At 47.2% G+C, this 14,303-nt stretch carries 13 protein-coding genes and 1 pseudogene; 3 read left to right on the top strand and 11 right to left on the bottom strand.

What is annotated here, in order from left to right; translation table 11 throughout:
• Positions 1–384 precede the first annotated feature (384 nt).
• Entirely contained in the window at positions 385–927 is a 543-nt protein-coding gene (locus M0L20_RS25315) for an NADPH-dependent FMN reductase (RefSeq protein WP_262924017.1), read from the top strand.
• 271 nt (positions 928–1,198) lie between these two features.
• Here the strand turns inward: M0L20_RS25315 and M0L20_RS25310 are convergent, their stop codons facing one another.
• A complete protein-coding gene (locus tag M0L20_RS25310; protein WP_248479925.1) occupies positions 1,199–2,371 on the bottom strand; it encodes an aspartyl protease family protein in 1,173 nt (390 codons plus the stop codon).
• Between the two features lie 421 nt (positions 2,372–2,792).
• On the opposite strand from M0L20_RS25310, the pseudogene M0L20_RS25305 reads away from it, so the two are divergent.
• Both M0L20_RS25305 and M0L20_RS30385 read left to right on the top strand, forming a co-directional pair.
• Positions 2,793–3,422: pseudogene (locus M0L20_RS25305) on the top strand (serine hydrolase domain-containing protein); the annotation flags it as partial.
• Between the two features lie 2 nt (positions 3,423–3,424).
• Complete coding sequence (locus tag M0L20_RS30385) at positions 3,425–3,931, top strand: serine hydrolase (RefSeq protein WP_354004278.1); 507 nt, start codon at positions 3,425–3,427, stop codon at positions 3,929–3,931.
• A 359-nt stretch (positions 3,932–4,290) separates the two neighbouring features.
• Here M0L20_RS30385 and M0L20_RS25300 read toward each other — a convergent pair whose 3' ends face one another.
• The 10 genes from M0L20_RS25300 to M0L20_RS25260 form a co-directional block, all read right to left on the bottom strand.
• The gene (locus M0L20_RS25300) at positions 4,291–4,989 is read right to left on the bottom strand and encodes a Rossmann-fold NAD(P)-binding domain-containing protein (RefSeq protein ID WP_248479922.1); all 699 of its coding nucleotides are present in this window, start codon (positions 4,987–4,989) and stop codon (positions 4,291–4,293) included.
• 6 nt (positions 4,990–4,995) lie between these two features.
• Positions 4,996–5,409, bottom strand: coding sequence for a hypothetical protein (locus M0L20_RS25295; RefSeq protein WP_248479920.1), 414 nt, complete (start codon positions 5,407–5,409; stop codon positions 4,996–4,998).
• Positions 5,406–5,552: a TetR/AcrR family transcriptional regulator gene (locus tag M0L20_RS30380; RefSeq protein ID WP_354004277.1), complete on the bottom strand. Its 147-nt coding sequence runs from the start codon at positions 5,550–5,552 to the stop codon at positions 5,406–5,408. The genes M0L20_RS25295 and M0L20_RS30380 overlap by 4 nt, the downstream gene beginning before the upstream one ends.
• 190 nt (positions 5,553–5,742) lie before the next feature.
• On the bottom strand, positions 5,743–6,033 hold the full coding sequence (locus M0L20_RS25290; protein WP_248479918.1) for a nuclear transport factor 2-like protein: 291 nt from the start codon (positions 6,031–6,033) through the stop codon (positions 5,743–5,745).
• Between the two features lie 694 nt (positions 6,034–6,727).
• A complete protein-coding gene (locus M0L20_RS25285; protein ID WP_248479917.1) occupies positions 6,728–9,163 on the bottom strand; it encodes a hybrid sensor histidine kinase/response regulator in 2,436 nt (811 codons plus the stop codon).
• Positions 9,164–10,166: 1,003 nt separating this feature from the next.
• The gene (locus M0L20_RS25280; protein ID WP_248479916.1) at positions 10,167–10,601 is read right to left on the bottom strand and encodes a response regulator; all 435 of its coding nucleotides are present in this window, start codon (positions 10,599–10,601) and stop codon (positions 10,167–10,169) included.
• 597 nt (positions 10,602–11,198) lie between these two features.
• On the bottom strand, positions 11,199–11,849 hold the full coding sequence (locus M0L20_RS30170) for a transposase (RefSeq protein WP_262924016.1): 651 nt from the start codon (positions 11,847–11,849) through the stop codon (positions 11,199–11,201).
• Positions 11,771–12,007: a hypothetical protein gene (locus M0L20_RS25270; protein ID WP_262924027.1), complete on the bottom strand. Its 237-nt coding sequence runs from the start codon at positions 12,005–12,007 to the stop codon at positions 11,771–11,773. Before M0L20_RS25270 ends, M0L20_RS30170 begins: the two co-directional genes overlap by 79 nt.
• 409 nt (positions 12,008–12,416) lie before the next feature.
• Positions 12,417–13,544: a hypothetical protein gene (locus tag M0L20_RS25265; RefSeq protein WP_248479915.1), complete on the bottom strand. Its 1,128-nt coding sequence runs from the start codon at positions 13,542–13,544 to the stop codon at positions 12,417–12,419.
• Positions 13,544–14,176, bottom strand: a complete 633-nt coding sequence (locus tag M0L20_RS25260) for an ABC transporter ATP-binding protein (protein WP_248479914.1) — start codon at positions 14,174–14,176, stop codon at positions 13,544–13,546. The genes M0L20_RS25265 and M0L20_RS25260 overlap by 1 nt, the downstream gene beginning before the upstream one ends.
• Positions 14,177–14,303: the final 127 nt, after the last annotated feature.

Raw genomic sequence — 14,303 nt, 5'->3', positions numbered from 1 at the left:
CGTTCACTGAGTTGTTATTGGTCAAATTAGGTTGGAGAGGTATCTTTGTGAACCTTGATGGTCAAGGTTGTTGAACATAAAATGGGACCAGAAAGGCCACGCTTAAGGGCGTCCATTCTGGTTGTAGAATGGTTACTGATTAGATCAGTCATTCTGAGCGTGCCGAGAATAGAGGTTGTTTTGTGATACAGAAGCTAATGCACTTAGTCTACGATGGGAGCGGCTACAGCTTCGACAAGACCATCAGGGGCTAATTCCTCACTCGTAACGAGCAAAACGGCGGTATCCAGATACGCTCGGTTTTTCCAGTCTAGCAATGATTTCTTTCCCTATTGGGTTATACCAACCTGATAGGGATGCCAACCTGTTTGTCTCGTTAGCAATATGGTCTCTTTAAAAAACGTATTAATTCTCATTGGGAGCGCTAGTAATTCTTCCTCCAATCTGCAGCTGATGAAACAGTTCGCCGAGCGAACTCAAGACCGCTTCTCCACCACTATTTTCCAGCAATCGGGAGCCCTTCCCCCCTTCAACCCACAACTTGCCTTTGACAACTGCCCGGAACTCGTTCAACAGCTTCGAGACCAAATTAGTCACGCTGATGTCGTTGTCATCTGTACGCCGGAATATCTATTCAGTATTCCGAGTCGCTTGAAAAACATATTGGAATGGTGCGTGTCGACGACGGTGTTTGCCAATAAGCCGGTCGGTCTAATTACGGCTTCGGCTGATGGGCAACGGGGGCATATTGAACTACAACTCATCATGCAGACGCTAATGGCTCGCTTCACGGCGGAAACCACGTTGTTGATCTCGGCGGTGAAAGGTAAGTTAGATAGTCAGGGTAATGTAACGGATGAACAGACCGACGCCGAGCTATCTAGGTTCATAGCGGCTTTTGGGGTGTTGATGGATACCCAAGCGTAGTCGAATGGCCCTTGAGACGGCTCTTATAAGCAACCCATTGGGTAGCCGTGAGTCATAAAGCGGCTGTTTGTGGTAAAGGTTGCCGCCAGAGAGCATGGCGATTATCTAGAGAATTTTACCTTGTATTGATCTAGGCGACACTTGTTTTATAGAGACTAGCTACCTCCGTAAGGCCCCTCCCTGTAAAAAATATGAATTATTAATCTCACAGAGGAGCCTTCTGTGCGAAACTACATACTGGTAATCATTGGTACGTTTTGTCAAACCAAGGTTAGGTGCCGCTTTTCTTTTTGTCGGCAAAAGCGGCATCGTAAAGGTTGTTGGGTTTGAGATAAACCACATTCTTTTGAAAATCTAACACCGTATTAAACCGTTTCAGAATATCGTTACCTAGGATATGAATGTTCAGTCCGTGCATCGGATTCGCGTGTTGCATGACTTGAATTGGGACATGTTTCAAGGTAAAATTGCCAATCTTCAACAGGTCTAAAGTAGCCGTAATAACCGGAACTTCATTGCCACTAGCTCCATGCATGATTACTTTATTCAGTACTCTCATATCATGGGTAGGAAAATGTGTCTCTTTCAATAAATCACTATCCAGCATAACGGTTCTGGTATACCCTAAATCAAACAGAAACCAGTTTTTAGATTTGGTTCCGCGTTGCTGAAGTTCACTTTCTATAAACGGCTTATTGTCGATATAGCGCATTTTAAAGGTCTGGTAATCCTTATCACGTAGGATTTGTTTAGGCATTGTAGAGTGGACAATCAGTTTATTCGCGTCATAATTGAGTTCGACGACCATTCCGTCAAAGTTGTTCCACCCCAACAGTCCATCCGTCTCGTGGCCGGCCATTTCGATGTCATGAACTTTACTTGTATACAGTTTGCTGCCGATTTGCAGGCTATAATCCGTATTGTAAAGCGTTGGCTTGGCTCTAAATTTACGCTTCAACGCATCAGTGGTAAGTGCTACGTCATTCGCCCCGGTATCAAAATTAAGGACAAGTGAATTCGTGCGGTCAAAGATGACCTTTAAAAAATTAGTGTTATACTGATTGACAAAGAAGGGAATCGAATCATGAATTTCGGGCGAGAGCTTAGCAAAGTTCTTTGTTTCAATAGTCTGAATTTGTGTGACACAAGAATCTTTGTCATTGAGCAGCACAACAAACTCCCTGCTCTGTCCGGGTTTGATCGTAAAGGTGAGTGAATCACGATCGGTTTTAAATGTCACCATTGTCGGTTTGATCAGTTTACCAACCGTAAACACATCTCGTTTTACGTTCGGGTTGATGTGCCATCGATACACGGAATTACGTTGATCGTATTTTACGTAAATAGTTGCTTGATTAGAATGTGCCTTAATAAGTGGTGTTGCCTTTTGGGCAAAGCAAACACAAGCGTTTAGGGCAAGAAGCAACGTCAAAATTGTCTTCATACAGGTAAGGTTTTTTAATTATCATCTACCAATTTCGGCTTGTCGCCGGTAGGTCGTCTAAAAATAAGCGAATAGACGTTGTATATAGCTTATAAGTTTTATACTAGCTCTTCGCTTACGTGAGCCAGTAGCGAAAATTAGTTTATGATGACCATTTGCGGGGGCATTTTGTACGCCTTTGGGTTTCTCCGTCGCCAGTTATCTCCCCTATTCGCTTGTGCCTGGATACTCGGATAGCTAGGATAACGGAATCAATAATCCGTGTCATTAAACGCCCAGTAGTGGAGACATGGATTTAATTTTGGAGCGATTGCTGAGAATCAGTAAGTCATGGTGATAAATCCTTTTTTTATTCCTCATCAGGTATGCTTCAAACTACAGTGATAATTAAACAGCAATAGGTTAACTAGCGTGTTGCTCAATGAAGATATCTAGAAAGATGACTGACATGACTGGTATGACTTATTTTGTTAACCGCTTCTACGTGATGATTCGCTTTAGAGTACTTGTTCTATGCATCGCGTGGATAACGCTCGATGCCAATGCCCAAAACGATCCGACCGAACAAAGGCTTAAACGACCATTGGTTGGACTACCTATGACCAAAGCCAACGTGGTAGGCATCAACCCCGATTCCATTCAGCACTTAATTAGCTTGATTCGCACAACTCCGCCCAGCGATTTAGTGGTTCTCAAAGACGGAAAACTCGTGGTGGAAGAGTATTTCAACTCCTATTGGCGGGAGACCATTCATGATATTCGCTCGGCAGGAAAAAGTGTTACTGCCCTGCTATTGGGCATTGCTATCGACAAAGGCTCGATTAAAAGCGAAGAGCAAAGCCTGGCGGAGTTCTTTCCCCAAGCGAAAGGACTTAAGTCGGACATCAAGATCAAGCATCTACTGATGATGTCTTCCGGGCTGGCCGCTGATGATAATAATCCGGCCTCGCCGGGTAACTCGTCCAAATGGTTGACCGAGCCGGACTTGGTTAGTTTTGCGCTTTCGCTACCAATGGCCTTTAAACCAAGCGAAAGATTTGTTTACAATGATGTGTGTCTGATGCAAATAGGGGCCATATTGAGCACGTGTCGGGTCAAAAGTTGGCCGATTTTGCCCGAGAATATTTGTTCACTACACTGGCTATTCGCGAAGTCTATTGGTACACCGGCTCCAGCGGTCAAACCGCGCCCATGGGCAACTTATATCTCTCGACGCTGGACATGGCCAAGATCGGTCAGCTCATGCTCAACAAAGGGGCATGGCATGGCCAACAGTTAATCAGCTCGGCCTGGATAAGTTGGGTGGAGCAACAGCAATTTACGCTTTCTAATTGGTATGCTCAGGGGTACGGCTATTATTGGTACCACTCGTCAAAGTCAATCGGGCGAACAACCTATGCTTACTGGTTTGCCTCGGGCAATGGTGGCAACCTGCTCTTTGTGGTACCTCAAGTTGATTTAGTGGTCAGTCTAACATCAAGCGCTTACGGGCAAGGGTATGGTCATCAGCGCTCACACACTATTTTTGAGTTGGTTCTAAAGGCTCTCATAGACCGATAAAATCAGCGTTTTTAGAAGAATGATAGATTGCCTTTCTATACTCTTCGTGGATGTTGCAAAAGTCCATTTGCCATCAAATAGCCAGCCAGCATCGTTCGCTCTTTTTAGGCTCTCCACTGACAAAGAATCTCCTCACCAACTAGTCTTTTGACGGATCGACTTTTACAACACCCAATTCCCAGCTGATCGGCTCAAAACGCGTTCCTCTCCTTGACTCTCTACGCTTAAAAGCGAGCCCCGCTCTATAAATTTTGACTCTTTACTAATGCCCTATTACTCGTTTAATCTCATTTTCTACCGAAACCTCAGTTAACATGTATCTATCTGAAGAAGATTAATGATCAGTACCAACGGTGGAATCACCTGAAATTATAGGTATCCAGCTCACTCTGTTTGGCCAGTGATTTCATCTCGTTTATTTCTAAGATAGTTTTGTCGTATCCAAGTCTCAATACTCGAATCAATGCCGTGGCGACTTCATCATAAGTTAAGGTCAACTTTGGAAAAACATACGGATAGATTAGCTTAAGTCCTTTATACAGTAACCGCACATTCTTCTGCCCTTTCAACGGCATGATAAAACCGGGTCGGAAGCTGCAAACAGCTTTAAACGGTAGCTCATTTAATGCGTTCTCTGTTTTGCCTTTTATCCGTGCCCACATTATCTTTCCCCTTTCTGAACTATCAGCGTAAAGCCCAGATAAGTAAACAAAAACCATACCTGGATTGAAACGGGCAAGGTCTCTTGCAAACAGCATGGTGGTATACAAAGTGATGTGGCTGTATTGCTGCTCATCCATACTAAAGGAACTGATGCCTGCGCAGTAAAAACAGCCATCGTAGACAGGTAAGTGAACGCTATAGGAGACTAAATGGGTAAAATCAGGTACGATCAGTTCGGTAAGTTTGGGATGCTTTAACCCAGAAGATCGTCGGTTCACCATCAAGACCTGGGTAATATGGGGATGATCAAGTGAAGCGAGCAGAAGGCCTTTCCCATCATGCCTGTGGCTCCCGTTAGGATTAATTTCATGGCTTCGCTTAAGTCCGTTGCTCATCAGCGTTCAATCTATTTTCCAGAACATAGAGAAAGTGTTCTCAATGATGGTGTGCTGTTGTTGGCGGGTGAATGGCGTTGCAGACAGGTATTGATGCACACTAAATACCTGATTACTGATCAACGCATACAATAACGCTACATCAAGATCAGCGATCTGTTGCTCGGCGATAGCGGCACCAAAAAGTTGTAATACGGGCTCAATCTGGACCGAAGTTTGCTCAGCGCCTATTTTTTTCAGGTAGGGCGAATTGGAAAACTGCGCAAGAAAAGAGAATTCGTTAGGATGATGGAGCGCCCATTTAAGCGATTCTACGTAATACGTTTTGATGACTTCCTTAGTGGCTTTAACTGCTGAGAGGGCATCATTTATATGGGCTGCTGCCTGTCTTTTTAATTCTAAGTAAAGTGAAATGATCAACTCATCCTTAGTCGGAAAAAGTAAAACAACGTTCCCGTTGCTATACCTGCTTCTTTGGCAATTTTACTCGTAGGGGTATCGTAAAATCCTTGTGATACAAATAATTTCAATGCGGTTTGCAGTAGTTTTTCTCTTTTATCCATGAACTCAGATCCTTTTGAATGCCAACGAGGTATAAAACCACTGATAGATCTCGATTATATGGCTACTATCATTGACTGTTACTTTACTTTATATCATCCATTGGGCCACAGAACAATTCATTAACCATAATGGTATCCAAATATTCATAAAGCCCACTAATTAAGTCATCCCTGAAGGTCAACACTAGCATCACATCGTTTTCGTAAATGCGGCTATCCGCTCGCGCGCCCCGAATATGGACATGAAGCGCTGCCCGCTGCTGATCGATTGAAGCGTCATGTTCATTCCCTGGGGAAAACGTTGGGCTACGATGCCCCATAATTTTGCTTGGTTCTCCAGTGATTGGTAACCACCAAAGGGCCAAGATCCCTCCCCACTCAACCAGTACACAGCATCAGGCGTCTTTAAGGTAGCCATCTGGTCAAAGTCCCCCCCCACCATTGCCTTGAAGTACTTGTCTGCAATTTCTTTCGTTTCCATACTTACAAAGTATGGAAACGAAAGAAATTGCAGACAAGTACTTAGATCGGATAAGCGTATTGATAATCAATAAATTAATTAAGAGATTTAATTTGTCTAGTTTTGGCTTGAGTAGCATTTATGATACCTCCACTACGTTTTTTCACTGTTTCAGCACAAGCTATAATGCACTAACCGACTACAGTCACATCAATAGGAAGCGGATGGCTTATGTGCTGCTCATGAATTCAGCCTGAACTAAATGCTATTCTATCAAACGCCCGACTATAGAGGCATCATGTTATGCATTATCCATCTCAGATTGGGGAGGGATTTTTGAGATTCCATTAAACTCACTCTTTGAAGATTACTCGACTATATCTTTTTCATCCTGCTGCGCTTCTAGCTGGGTAAGCTGGGTTAACGCTTATAGGTCACTCATCGACTCAGCCGCCCGCTGCTGGCGATCTAAATGAAAAGAATAGCTCTCCACTTAGGCTGACTGTACATCAGGGGCGGTTTGTAAGGCCACCGACCGCTGATAATTCAAGTCAAGCTAATGCTGCATCAGCTTGACTTGATCTAAATGAAGTTTCAATCCCTGGACATGATCCCGAAGCCAGTGCAGTTCCATTGCTGCTGAGTTTGTTTAGTCAGTGGATGCTTGATGATTAAACTCATTTCCCAAGGCTTCGCTCTGGCAAGCAGGCTGAGCCTACTGATCAGGGACAACTTCGCTTAGTAACTTGCGAAGCTGTGGCAAATTAAGCGGCTTGATCAGATATGCCGCAAAACCAGCCTGCTCGGTTCGTGCCTGGAATGACTGGGGACTATAGCCCGTTAGGGCCACGATTGGCAGGGACTGACCCCAGGACTGCTCCCGCAAGCGCCGATTCACCTCAAAGCCATCCAGATGGGGCAAGCCCAGATCCAACAGGATGACATCTGGCCGCCACTGCTCGGCCACCACAAGCCCATCCATTCCGCTGTAACTGACACGGGCTTCATACCCGCTTAACGCCACCAACCGGGCTGTCATATCAGCCAATGTCTGATTATCCTCGATCACCAGTACCCGTCCCTTGCCGGTAGCCGTATTGAATACCGGCAAGTGGGGCAATTCTAACGCGGCCGATTCCGGTTTTAGCGGCAAGCGAACCAGGAATTCACTGCCTTCTCCGACGCCTGGGCTGTGCACTTCAATGCTACCTTCATGCAACACAACCAGTTGTTTCACCACGGCTAAACCTAAGCCCAGTCCACCCCTGGGCCGGTCCAGGGTGGTTTCGCCCTGCACAAAAATGTCAAAGATGGTTGCCTGACGGTCAAGGGCAATGCCAATACCGTCATCCTTAACCCGTAATAAGGCCTGCTTTGGCTGAGCCTCGTCCTTTTCCAATTGAAGACTGACCCAGACATGCCCCCCTGGATTAGTATACCTGAGCCCATTGGTCAGTAGATTCATCACCACCTGCACCAGCCGCGTCTCATCACCCAGCATCGGCAGCGCGTAAGGGGGTAAGGATACGCTTAACTGCCGACGCTGCTGGCTATAAAATGGCTTAACGGTCTCGACGGTTTGCCGCATAAGGGTCACCAGATCGAGAGGCTTCCTGTGGAGCTGGATCAGCCCATAGCGGATGCGGCCTACATCCAACAGATCATCGACCATGCGGCTCATGTGGCCCACCTGCTGGCTCATCTGCCCGACGGCCTGCGGATAGGACAGGTTCTCATCGGTGCCTCTGGTTAACTGGAGGACTAACAAGGTGTTGGCCAGCGAAGCCAGGGGATTGCGTAGTTCATGGGCCAGCATAGCCATAAACTCATCTTTGCGCCGGTATTCTTCCCCGAGTGCTTCTTCGGCCCGGGCTCGTTCGACCGCGGCCCAGGTGCGCTCCGCAATTTCTTCCAGCAGGCCCACGTCGGCCTCGTTCCAGAAACGACTCGGAGCATCCTCCACAAAGAACGAGCCGACCCACTGGCCTTCTTTGAGCCGGGGAGCCCAGATGCGGGAACCCCTATCGCCGGCTCGTTTAGAGGGCGCTTCTGGGGGCGGGTTTTGGCTATCCTTACCCGCATCATCCACCACCGTTTGTCCCGAACGTAACCGGCGGATAAGCTCACCGCTCCAGCTGGAAAGCGGGTATGCATCTTGCCGGCTTGGCATTCCTGCCTTGGTCCAGTCCCGGCTGATCACCAACTGGTTGTACGGCGGGGGAAGCTCGGCAAACCCGCAGCGATCTACCTCGTAATGCCGCCCAATCAGTTCGCTCACCGTGGTCATGATGTCCCCCGAAGCAGTTAAGGGTCGGATGGCATCGGCTAGCTTAAGCAGCAGAGCCTGCCGTTTTTGCTGCTGCTTGCGCTCGGTGGTATTGCTAAACAGCACACCCACCCGCCGGCTGGCCGGTGAGCCCAGGGCAAAGACGTACACCTCAAACCAGCGGCTCAGCACCGGCGAATAAGCCTCGAAGCTGACCGTCTCGCCCGTGGCGGCTACATGGCCATAGCCTTCGTACCAGGTCTCCTCCAGTCCGGGTATGAGCTGGCGCGTCGTCTGACTAAGCACGTCGGCGCGGGCCAGACCCGTCAGCTGCTCAAACCGGGGGTTGACTTCCAGCCACTGGTAGTCCATGGGTCGCCCAGCCTGCTGGTCGGCGGGTAAGATCTGACCGATGCCAAAGCCCTGCTCCATGGTTTCGAACAGGGTGCGGTACGTCACCTCCGACACCTGCTGAGCTTCTTCGGCCCGTTTGCGGTCGGTGATATTGGTGAACAGGACAGCGATTTGAGCCGGCTGCTGACTGATAGGGAAAACGTTGGCCTCGATCCATCGGTCGAGCGGGGCGACATAGGTCTGAAACTGAGTAGACTGCCCGGTTCGGGCAACCTGCTCATAGAGGGTTATGATGCGTTCGTCGAGTTGGGGAACGACTTGCCGACTGGTTTTGCCGATTACATTTGTTAAACCCGTGTGCTTTTCGAAGGCAGGATTGACCATCTGATAGCGAAAATCCGGGGGTTTATTGGCTGGGGTATCGACTTTTTCCAGGAAGCAGAAGCCCTGGTCCATGTTGGCAAAGGCAGCGGCATAGGCGGACGCGAATGGATCAAGCGACGCGTTTTGTTGCGGATCGGTTGTTGCCATAGCTGATAACTAAGGGTATGTCTATAAGCCGAAAGGTATTCACAAAGTTAAGCCATCATCTGCTTCTTTAAGAATGGATCAAGCTTGTATAAGCTGATTATAGCACTGGGCCAAAACGCCCTTTTCAACTTTCTGGTATCAGGGGTAAATTTGGCCAACTTGAGCGCATGAATTAAATCGAGTCAACCGCTACTGAACTTTTGCAACGGCGTGGCTGATTTTAGCCACCTACGTTCGGTTGAGTATTACAAAATGAGAAAAAAAACAAGTGCTATCCTAGGGCTGTCAGACAACAGGCGAGTTCAGTAAGTTGCCGTTTTTGAAGCAATGCCCCGTTTTTGAAGATTCTATATGAACGCCCCTTCGTTTCGTAAATGAGAGATACAGCAATTAATGCTGGGTTGGCTACTGCCTCTGCTTTTCTCGTGACCCTGCCACGCTGCGCAGCAGTGCTAGACTTTCCACTGGACACCAGATCCTCCCTGGTAAAGATATTGCCCCGCTTTCGCCCTTACCGCTCAATGCGTACCGTTTCGAACTGCCTATGTTCGATTGTTAGATTATCCGAACGTTCACCTTTGGGCCGGGTTCGATGGACCACGTTTTGGGGAGTACCGAAGAGCTGGCCCGGGTGTAATTTGACAGTTTACGTTTCCAGATCAATCAATAAAATGCCCTCCGTTACAATAAACGTTTCATCTGAATTGGGATGATAATGCCAATAAAAGTCCTGGTCATTAAATTCAACTTGACCACATGATCATTGACCGTGGCCAGAGTTAAGTTCAGGAAAGGAGTCGTCACCGCTTGGGTTAATTGACCAAAATTCAGGAGTGTTAAAGGGGCAATGTCCATAAAGGCCGGTAAGCAGTTAGCCAGCAAGTGCTAGGTTTTAATCTGCTACTTCCTGTTCTGGCTCTCTGGGTAAGTAGGCAAAAAAGTCGGAACGATCTTATCGCTGCTCAAACTTTTTCACCAACTAGGCCAGACTGTGACTGGTTATCTAATTGGAAAACCAGACGGGAACAGTCCGAACGGTGTTTACCCAGTACTGCCGTAAATTACTTAGGTAGGTTTTCCAGCCCGTTAAGTCGGTGGGCTTGCTGGTGAAACTAGCCGCTCCGAGCACGATTGCATCCAGAACATTCGCGTCTGAATCGTTCGTTGTCAGCATCACCACCGGTATACGAGCCGTCTGCTCATCATACCGTAAGCTAGCTAGAATATCCACGCCATCTTTGGACTCATTCAGATTCAGATCCAATAAAATCAGAGTAGGTCCATAACCGCATAGTTGGTGAAAATACGTCTCCAACTCGGCGGAATTGTGCATTTGCAAAAACCGGGCTTGTGGGAAAGTCTCTTTAGCTGCGTAGGTCAGTATACCCAACAAACCGGGATCATCATCTACTAAGATTATCAAAAATTCGTCGTTCATAGTATTATATTCATACAAGGACCAATATAAGTACTATTTACGTTTTTAAAATGTCAGTAGACTAAAATTTTTCATCTCTATAATAATTAGTTTTTTTGTGAACTAGATTACGCTATTGGTTTGTGGATCTATCTGATGCGACTACTTCAACCCTTCTCAAGCGCCTTGGCTCACTCCCAGATGTTGTTTCGTTACTACTCGAACCACGATGACATTCATTGATTTGCTTCACGATTATTGGCGCTTTGCGTGCTGATAAAGCGGAGGGTTTTCGAAGTTCAAGGAGAAAACCACAGCCGAATCGAGCTTGTAAGCGATGCGATTGCTGAAATGCCCAGTTTAAGAAGCGGAGACATCAACTCGGCTTCGTCTCATTGGGGAGCGATTCCTATGAACAAAACAAGCCCTGTCAACTAAAAAAATTATTCTATTTGACATATATCATTGCATCGGATGTTCCCCGCTCCATGACGGCGACCATCCGATGCACCAATTTGTTACGATCGGGGCGCCGAAGCGATTGCATTGTAAACACTCATCTTGCGCTTCCCCGCGGCTACTTTCCGCTCAAAGTAATCTCTCAGCTACCCTTTTGTTTTAACAGCGGCTAAGGCGGCCATATGTAGCAAGTGTTTCAATCGCTTCGGCGCTCCGATTGGTATTCGCCATCCGACTCACCTTCGTTCGACCTCTTACGGATGAATCAGACTCATAGGCAAAAGGGGCAACCCCGGCATAACTGGCTAGCTTCTTTGCATCCGTAAACCGAGTAAAGTTTCCAGTGAAAATCAGCATGAACAACGCTGTTTGTCGGCCCACACCCGGTATGCTCATGAGTAAATCCATATTAGATTTTAACTCAGGAGAAGTCTTAATGTGGCGTTCAATCAGAGCCTCTACCTGCTTGACTTGCTTCTGTAAGGCGGCTAAGGCCAGCGCACTGGTCTGCTGATGCAGTTTCAGTTCTTCCAGCAGCCCCATGGCCTGGTAGTCCTGACTTAAATCCGTAAAGGCCTTGGCCATTATCATTAACCGCTCTCGCTGCTGGGCAAGCTGGCGAACCATAGCTAACACTTTATCAGTCAGATTAAAGAGCCGCTTATCACGCTGATGACGGATACAGTACTTGGCAATTAGTCGGGCATCCGCTTTGTCCGTTTTTCCTCTTTTTAAGCCCAACGAGTGTTTAATATGGACGGCTGATTGCAACCATAGATTAGCGCCAATGGGATAAAAAAAGCTGAGCATCGGTTGGCAGTATATCCCGGGGCGGCCCGTGCCGTATGCTCCATACAAAACAGCGTCGTTTCCAAGCTGGAATCAGGCAGTTTTTTGAGCTGTTTGAGCAAGCTTTCCATCCCCGCTCTGGAGTTGGGTATGGAAGGTTCGAATTGACGGTTTTCCATGGCGTCGAGGACGCAAACGGCATTAGTCGTCTTGCCAATATCAATACCAATGAAGTAGTTGTAAGTGGTCATGGTTTAGCGGATTTAGGTTACTGACTATCAATAAGCAGACTGGCGAACGAAACCGCCCGGCGGCCCGGTGTGATAGTAGGCCTGTTGCCTCAATTCCTATGAGTTCCCGGTTCTGCATTCAACAGCTAGCGGGGTCTGTATCGCATCGATAGGTCTATACCTAGTTTTTTGATTAGCTCGCCCCGCTATCTATTGAAAGGTCTTGATTTCTAATGACAAAGGCCAACCATGAATCTGGGTTTTGTCTAATCAGCGAACCTAACAGTTTTGTTGAGAATATCGGAAACAGTTTACTAGCTGTTCAGGCATTCAATAGGAATCGAACGTAGCCGCCTTCTTACTCTAAAGACGAGTAGTAATAGCAGTAGTTTAGTCCCCAGCTGCTGGCTAGCGCTCCGACGAGAAGCCACTCGGTTAGCCCGAACAGAATGATCAAGAGAAATACGGTGAAGAGCCCAAAGACAATTCGCAAATACCAATCCATCCGCTGACCAAGTGGGTAAAGTACGGCGCGAAACAACAGCAGTAGGCTAGTGGCCAGTAAGCTACAGAGAAGTCCCTCACTCCAGTCACTCAGCGTAAAAAGCAGTAGCAGCTCGGGGAGCAGCAGTAAACTGTATAAGCACCATTGTTGACCATACCGTTGCCAATAGCTAATAGGAAAGCTGCGAGCGAAACGAAGGGAATAGGATTCAAACACACTCGATTCATAGAGGAGTAAACTATGGGCTAGGGCGATACAAAGACTAATCAGACCAAATAGACGTATATCGGTGTGAGAGTCGGAAAAAACACTGAGCATGAGCACCAGACTGATCGCCGAGATACACTTGGTCACCAGGTAAGTAACCCGCTTTTTATGAATAACTTCATAGACGAATAAACTAAACAGGGGCTTAGGCCAGTTCCTAAGTCCCAATAATCTATTGTTGTCAACGGTATTAGAAACTGTACTAGTGATCAGGTGCGTGTAGAAGAAAGCATTGCCAACAATCAGGGCGGCTAAGTAAAAGGGTATTAACCCTGGAATGATCCAATGTCCGTAAGCAAAGCCGATTATCATGGCAAATACGCCTAAACCGGCAATGGGTAATGCGATGATCAACTGGACAACTGACCAGGCTATAAGCTGATTCGCTTGGCTGAAGGCGTTACTGCTGTAAAACAAAAACTGAACATCCACCGCCTTTAGCCGCCGGGCTACGTATTGCCCGCTTTTTAGGCTGTAAACCAACCAAAGGCTAAACAAAACCAATACGCCTAGCGGCTCGCTCACGGTGGTCAGTACCAGCTTCAAGGCATTGCGAATGATCTGCTCCTGAGTTAGATGCGTTTGGTTTAGAACAGGGGTGTAGAAGAAATTGATAAAAATGAGGATAAACAGGGAAAGTAGTAAACCAGTGTGGGCTTGATAAAAGCCTTTGACCATGGTTTTGATTAACACACGGATTAGCGCTCTTTTCATCAATTGGCTCGTAAGGTGTTATGCTCAACAAATAGGTTTTGTAGCACCGGTAAAGCCTGCCCGGCGAAGGATTGATGAGAAGATAACAAAAAGGTGGTTCCCTGCTGAAGGTATTGGTTGGCAATCCAAGCATACAAGACCGGTAAGGAATCAGCGTCGAGGGTCGTCAAGGGTTCGTCCAACAAGACACAGGCCGGTTGTCCGAGAAAGGCCAACACCAACGCCAATTTTTTGAGCATACCGCTGGAATATGTGCTCACTGGATCGTCGATGTAGGTGGTCATCAGCATACTCTCCAGGTAATAGTCTTGCTGATGGAACGGCGCTTTCTTAGCGGCCCTGAACAAGTCGATTAACTTGACTCCGGTTAAGAAATCAGGGAATACCGGTTCCGCTTCGGCGAAGTTGACCAACCGGCGATACGCCGTGGGTTGGTGCTTGAGACTAACTTGCTGGTGGAGGATACTATCTCCTTCAAAGGCGATCATGCCGGCCAGTGCTTTGAGCAATGTGCTCTTCCCGGACCCGTTCACGCCCTGAACCCAATAGATGCCGGGGGTGATGGTAAAGTTGTCCACCTGAAGAGCCACATAGCGATTGTATACTTTTCTAAAGTTCTTGATGTGCAGCATGTCGTAGGGGGTAGGCTGGCTGTGCTGAGGGGTTGATCAGCTATGGTTGGATTAAGTATGCTACAGTGAATGATGATAAACTCAATCTGGTTCAACCCTGATTTATTGCTAATAGTAGTGGCTCGCG

Source organism: Spirosoma liriopis (genome assembly GCF_023196085.1).
GTDB classification, from domain to species: domain Bacteria; phylum Bacteroidota; class Bacteroidia; order Cytophagales; family Spirosomataceae; genus Spirosoma; species Spirosoma oryzicola.
The sequence above is the reverse complement of the archived record's forward strand: the minus strand, read 5'-3'. Positions and strand labels throughout refer to the sequence as shown.

Bases quoted from the DNA above. Each gene is read 5' to 3' on its own strand.
- M0L20_RS25310 (WP_248479925.1), bottom strand. From the start codon at position 2,371: ATGAAGACAATTTTGACGTTGCTTCTTGCCCTAAACGCTTGTGTTTGC.
- M0L20_RS25265 (WP_248479915.1), bottom strand. From the start codon at position 13,544: ATGAAAAGAGCGCTAATCCGTGTGTTAATCAAAACCATGGTCAAAGGC.
- M0L20_RS25285 (WP_248479917.1), bottom strand. From the start codon at position 9,163: ATGGCAACAACCGATCCGCAACAAAACGCGTCGCTTGATCCATTCGCG.
- M0L20_RS25270 (WP_262924027.1), bottom strand. From the start codon at position 12,007: ATGGAAAACCGTCAATTCGAACCTTCCATACCCAACTCCAGAGCGGGG.
- M0L20_RS25260 (WP_248479914.1), bottom strand. From the start codon at position 14,176: ATGCTGCACATCAAGAACTTTAGAAAAGTATACAATCGCTATGTGGCT.
- M0L20_RS25280 (WP_248479916.1), bottom strand. From the start codon at position 10,601: ATGAACGACGAATTTTTGATAATCTTAGTAGATGATGATCCCGGTTTG.
- M0L20_RS25315 (WP_262924017.1), top strand. From the start codon at position 385: ATGGTCTCTTTAAAAAACGTATTAATTCTCATTGGGAGCGCTAGTAAT.
- M0L20_RS25290 (WP_248479918.1), bottom strand. From the start codon at position 6,033: ATGGAAACGAAAGAAATTGCAGACAAGTACTTCAAGGCAATGGTGGGG.
- M0L20_RS30380 (WP_354004277.1), bottom strand. From the start codon at position 5,552: ATGGATAAAAGAGAAAAACTACTGCAAACCGCATTGAAATTATTTGTA.
- M0L20_RS30170 (WP_262924016.1), bottom strand. From the start codon at position 11,849: ATGCTCAGCTTTTTTTATCCCATTGGCGCTAATCTATGGTTGCAATCA.
- M0L20_RS25300 (WP_248479922.1), bottom strand. From the start codon at position 4,989: ATGAGCAACGGACTTAAGCGAAGCCATGAAATTAATCCTAACGGGAGC.